The following is a 4008-nucleotide window of genomic DNA, read 5'->3' as shown; positions in this document are numbered from 1 at the left end:
GTCAGCAGGGGCAGGGGGCGGGTGGCGTAGCCGCGGATGTGGTTGGCCTCGTAGAGGCCGAGGACTTGGGCGCCGGCGGTGGCCAGGCCCGCGGCCACGGGGAGTAGGAGGGGGCCGGTGCCGGCGACGACGACGCGGTGGCCGGGCAGGACCAGGTTGCCTTTGAGCAGGGCCTGGGCGCCGCCTGCGGTGAAGACGCCGGGGAGGTCCCAGCCGGGGAAGGGGATGACGCGCTCGTAGGCGCCGGTGGCGAGGATGACGTTCGGGGCGTGGATCGGGCCTCGGTCTGTCAGGACTCTGAATCCGGGTTCGATCGCCCAGACCTGGTGGCCGAACAGGACCTCGATGCCGCTCGCGGTCTCCACGCGGGTCAGCAGGTGCTCGAACTGCTGCCAGCCGTGGTAGAGCTTCGGCAGCCAGGGTGCGGTCAGGCCGGGGGCCGGGTGGCGGTAGTACTGGCCGCCGAGTTGGCGGCCGGCGTCCAGGAGGGCGACACGCAGGCCGTGTTCGGCGGCGGTGGCCGCGGCGGCCATGCCCGCGGGGCCGGCGCCGATGACCGCCACGTCGAACGCGCCGAGGTGCGCGGTGTCGCCGAAGGTGTCGGCGGTGTCGGTGGTGTCGGCCGTGTCGGCGGTGTCGAGCGCGGCGCGCCCGGTGGCTGCGTCGAGCGCATCAGGGGCGTCGGGGGTGCCAGGGACGTCGGGAATCTCGGGGGCACCAGGGACGAATCCGGGGTCAGTCACGCTCATCACTCCGCCCATCCCCGACCTGAGTCCGCACCACATCCCCGGGCGTGACGACCGCGAGGCAGGCCCGCACGTTCGGCTCCCCGTTCACCATCACCAAGCAGTCGAAGCACACGCCGATACCGCAGAACAACCCGCGCGGCCGACCGCCGAAGCGGGTCGTGCGCCAGGACTTGATGCCCTCGGCCAACAACGCCGCGCCGACGGTCTGGCCCGCCTGGGCCGTCATCGGCCGGCCGTCGAAGCTGAACTCCACGCTCATCCGGCGGCCTCTTTCTGCTCGTCACAGGACGCGAACCGGGCCGGGCCGAACGGCTCCGGCGCGATCATCGGCTCCGTCCCGGCCATCATCGCGGCGATCAGCTCCCCGGTGGCGGGGGCCAGGCCGATCCCGGCGCCCTCGTGTCCGCAGGCGTGAAAGAGTCCTGAGATGGTGGCGTCCGGGCCGATCGCGGGCAGGTGGTCCGGGAGATACGGCCGGAAGCCGCAGTAGTACCGCTGCACCATCACGTCCGCCAAGAACGGGAACAACTCAGCGCCCTGAGCCGCCAGTCGTCCGAGCGCGTCATAGGAAGGCGTCCGGTCCAGCCCGACGCGCTCCCGGCTCGCACCGATCAGCACCGGGCCCGACGGCGTCCCCTCGACGACCGCGGAGGACTGGAGCGCGGCATCAGAGCTTGAGACGTCAGCTACATACGCCGCCGAGTACACCTTGTGCCGCACCATATTCGGCAGCGGCTCGGTCACCAGCACGAACCCGCGCCGAGGCTGCACCGGGAGTGCGGAACCGGCCAGTGCGGCGATAGCGGCGGCACCGAAACCGGCGGCGTTCACGACGAACCGCGCCGAGATCTCGCCCTGCGTCGTACGCACCCCGCGTACGGCGCCGCCGGACGTCACGAGGCCGGTGACCGCGTTTCCTAACCGCAGCGTCGCGCCCGAGGCCCGGAGCAGTCGGGCGGTGGCCAGCGCGGGCATCACCTGTGCGTCCTGCGGATACCAGAATCCGCCGACGAGGCCGGGGGCGATTAAGGGCTCGAATTCGGCCAGCCGGTCTCCGGGGACTTCCTCGGCGACGACGCCTAGAGGTACCTGCGTGGCCGCAAACCGTTGCAGCGCCTCAAAATCGGCGGACGAAAACGCGACGACCAGGCCGCCCTTGGCTTCGTACTCGAAACCCGGCCCCGAGGCGGAGTCAAGAGAGCCGGAGTAAGGAGAGGCGAGGTCAGGAGAGGCGGAGTCACGGGAGGCGGAGTCACGAGAGTCAGGGGCAGGAGAGTCGCGAGCAGAGGAATCCGCAGCCTCCTCGGCCAGCGACCGCCACAGCTCCTGCGACCGCAGCGCGAGCGCCAGTTCCGGCCCCGGCTCCTTGTCCGAGACCAGCAGGTTCCCCTCCCCCGCGCCGGACGTGCCGCCGGCCACCGGCCCACGGTCGACGACCGTCACCGAGAACCCGGCGCGCGCCGCGTAGTACGCGCATGCCGCGCCGATCATCCCGGCGCCGATCACGACGACGTCGGACGTCGTCCGGGACCCGGCGGGCGGCCCGGTGCGGGGTCCCTTCACGGCTGCGCTCACGCCAGTACTATGTCACATGCTGCGGCTAGCCGCCAGCGGTCGGCCATACCGCAACCATTCGTGAATCGTCTGTTCTTTGTCACCCTTTGCGGTAATAGACCTGCCCCCATTCCGCACCCACGATGAGAGGGCCAAGCACCCACAGCTTTGGAGGGGGAACGATGACGGTCGAGCAGAGCGCGGCGGCACCGGAGACCGCGGCCGAGGGCAATCAGCTCAGCCTGGACACCGCGGCGGCGCGGAACCTGGCCACCACTACCAAGACTGCGCCGCAGATGCAGGGCATCACCTCGCGGTGGCTGCTGCGGGTCCTGCCGTGGGTGCAGGCCGCCGGTGGCGCCTACCGGGTGAACCGCCGGCTCAACCACGCCGTGGGCCGCGGCCGGGTCGCGTTCAGCCAGGCCGGCGACGACGACGTGAGCGTCGTGGCCCCGACCCTGACCGAGCTGCCGCCGCTGCGCGGCTTCGCCGACGAGGCGCTGCTGACCGAGTTGGGCTCGCGCTTCACCGTCCGGGAGTTCCGGGCCGGCGAGACGCTGGCCGAGGCCGGGACGCCGGTGGACACCCTGTGGCTGATCGCGCACGGCAAGGTGGACCTGGCCGGGCGCGGCAAGTACGGCGACCACGCCGTGCACGGGCACCTCGCCGACGGCGACCACCTCGGCGACGAGGTGTTCCACAGCGGTGCCCGCGATGGCGCGGCGAGCAACGGCCACGCTCCGAAGTGGCGGACCACGGCCCGCGCCGTGACGCCGGTGATCGCGCTGTCGGTGCCGACCTCTGAGATCAGGGCCCTGATCGAGCGTTCGGCGGGCTTGCAGCAGCACTTGGCCGCGCACCGCACCACCCGCGACAAGGCGCAGAACGCCCACGGCGAGGCCGAGATCGCGCTGTCCGCCGGGCACGAGGGCGAGGCCGCGTTGCCGGGCACGTTCGCCGATTATGAGCTGAAGCCTCGCGAATACGAGCTGTCTGTAGCTCAGACCGTACTGCGGATCCACACCCGGGTCGCAGACCTCTACAACAAGCCGATGAGCCAGCTGGACCAGCAGCTGCGGCTGACGATCGAGGCGGTGCGGGAGCGGCAGGAGGACGAGCTGGTCAACAACCGCGCCTTCGGCCTGCTGCACAACGCCGACTTCGAGCAGCGCGTGCACACCCACTCCGGCCCGCCGACGCCGGACGACCTCGACGAGTTGCTGTCGTTGCGCCGTGACACCAGCTACCTGCTGGCGCATCCGAAGGCGATCGCCGCGTTCGGCCGGGAGTGCACCAAGCGCGGCATCTATCCCGGGACGATCGATCTGTTGGGCAGCCAGGTGCCGTCGTGGCGCGGCGTGCCGCTGCTGCCGGTGCCGAAGATCCCGATCCTGGACGGGCACACCACCTCGATCCTGGCGCTGCGGGTCGGCGAGGCGGAGCAGGGGGTGATCGGGCTGCACCAGACCGGGATCCCGGACGAGTACCAGCCGGGGCTGTCTGTGCGGTTCATGGGGGTCGACGAAAAGGCCATCACCAACTATCTGGTCAGCGCGTACTACTCGGCGGCGGTCCTGGTGCCGGACGCGCTCGGCGTGCTGGAGAACGTCGAGATCGCCCGGCCCCGTGGCTGAGCCGCTGGCAGTGGGCACCGCGTGGGCGGTGGGGGGTGGCGGCGGCGCGGCGGGCGGGCCTGGCGCGCCTG

At 71.5% G+C, this 4008-nt stretch carries 4 protein-coding genes; 1 reads left to right on the top strand and 3 read right to left on the bottom strand.

The window, feature by feature from the left end; all coding sequences use genetic code 11:
* The 3 genes from IZR01_RS48505 to IZR01_RS48495 all read right to left on the bottom strand — a co-directional run.
* Positions 1 to 749: NAD(P)/FAD-dependent oxidoreductase (locus IZR01_RS48505; RefSeq protein WP_194927814.1), on the bottom strand; the 749-nt coding region annotated here is incomplete at its 3' end.
* Positions 736 to 1008 (bottom strand): (2Fe-2S)-binding protein, encoded by a 273-nt coding sequence (locus IZR01_RS48500; protein WP_194899889.1) that lies wholly within the window; start codon positions 1006 to 1008, stop codon positions 736 to 738. The genes IZR01_RS48505 and IZR01_RS48500, both read right to left, overlap by 14 nt.
* Positions 1005 to 2324: an NAD(P)/FAD-dependent oxidoreductase gene (locus IZR01_RS48495; protein ID WP_323747316.1), complete on the bottom strand. Its 1320-nt coding sequence runs from the start codon at positions 2322 to 2324 to the stop codon at positions 1005 to 1007. Before IZR01_RS48495 ends, IZR01_RS48500 begins: the two co-directional genes overlap by 4 nt.
* A gap of 161 nt (positions 2325 to 2485) precedes the next feature.
* On the opposite strand from IZR01_RS48495, the gene IZR01_RS48490 reads away from it, so the two are divergent.
* Positions 2486 to 3937 carry a family 2B encapsulin nanocompartment shell protein gene (locus IZR01_RS48490; protein ID WP_194899890.1) on the top strand — a complete coding sequence of 484 codons (1452 nt, stop codon included), beginning with the start codon at positions 2486 to 2488 and terminating at the stop codon, positions 3935 to 3937.
* The last annotated feature ends 71 nt before the right edge of the window (positions 3938 to 4008 follow it).

Source organism: Catenulispora pinisilvae (assembly GCF_015356865.1).
Lineage (GTDB): Bacteria > Actinomycetota > Actinomycetes > Streptomycetales > Catenulisporaceae > Catenulispora > Catenulispora pinisilvae.
Note: the sequence above shows the minus strand (reverse complement) of the source record. Positions and strands in the feature narration are given on the sequence as shown.

Excerpts from the sequence above, each read along its gene's own strand:
- IZR01_RS48500 (WP_194899889.1), bottom strand. The coding sequence starts at position 1,008 with ATGAGCGTGGAGTTCAGCTTCGACGGCCGGCCGATGACGGCCCAGGCG.
- IZR01_RS48490 (WP_194899890.1), top strand. The coding sequence starts at position 2,486 with ATGACGGTCGAGCAGAGCGCGGCGGCACCGGAGACCGCGGCCGAGGGC.